Source organism: Vibrio limimangrovi, assembly GCF_054064025.1.
The window spans coordinates 1-1,077 of sequence record NZ_JBSUGF010000042.1; the positions used below are offsets into that span (position 1 = coordinate 1).

1 rRNA gene is annotated in these 1,077 nt (G+C 53.5%); it reads left to right on the forward strand.

Annotated elements, in window-relative coordinates:
• Positions 1-1,067: ribosomal RNA gene (locus tag ACWYU8_RS21990) — 16S ribosomal RNA — on the forward strand; the annotation flags it as partial.
• Between the last annotated feature and the right edge of the window lie 10 nt (positions 1,068-1,077).

Here is a 1,077-nt window from a genome sequence, read left to right on the forward strand (position 1 = left end):
ATTTGACGTTAGCGACAGAAGAAGCACCGGCTAACTCCGTGCCAGCAGCCGCGGTAATACGGAGGGTGCGAGCGTTAATCGGAATTACTGGGCGTAAAGCGCATGCAGGTGGTTTGTTAAGTCAGATGTGAAAGCCCGGGGCTCAACCTCGGAATAGCATTTGAAACTGGCAGACTAGAGTACTGTAGAGGGGGGTAGAATTTCAGGTGTAGCGGTGAAATGCGTAGAGATCTGAAGGAATACCGGTGGCGAAGGCGGCCCCCTGGACAGATACTGACACTCAGATGCGAAAGCGTGGGGAGCAAACAGGATTAGATACCCTGGTAGTCCACGCCGTAAACGATGTCTACTTGGAGGTTGTGGCCTTGAGCCGTGGCTTTCGGAGCTAACGCGTTAAGTAGACCGCCTGGGGAGTACGGTCGCAAGATTAAAACTCAAATGAATTGACGGGGGCCCGCACAAGCGGTGGAGCATGTGGTTTAATTCGATGCAACGCGAAGAACCTTACCTACTCTTGACATCCAGAGAATCTGGCGGAGACGCTAGAGTGCCTTCGGGAACTCTGAGACAGGTGCTGCATGGCTGTCGTCAGCTCGTGTTGTGAAATGTTGGGTTAAGTCCCGCAACGAGCGCAACCCTTATCCTTGTTTGCCAGCGAGTAATGTCGGGAACTCCAGGGAGACTGCCGGTGATAAACCGGAGGAAGGTGGGGACGACGTCAAGTCATCATGGCCCTTACGAGTAGGGCTACACACGTGCTACAATGGCGCATACAGAGGGCAGCCAACTTGCGAAAGTGAGCGAATCCCAAAAAGTGCGTCGTAGTCCGGATTGGAGTCTGCAACTCGACTCCATGAAGTCGGAATCGCTAGTAATCGTGGATCAGAATGCCACGGTGAATACGTTCCCGGGCCTTGTACACACCGCCCGTCACACCATGGGAGTGGGCTGCAAAAGAAGTAGGTAGTTTAACCTTCGGGGGGACGCTTACCACTTTGTGGTTCATGACTGGGGTGAAGTCGTAACAAGGTAGCGCTAGGGGAACCTGGCGCTGGATCACCTCCTTATACGATGATT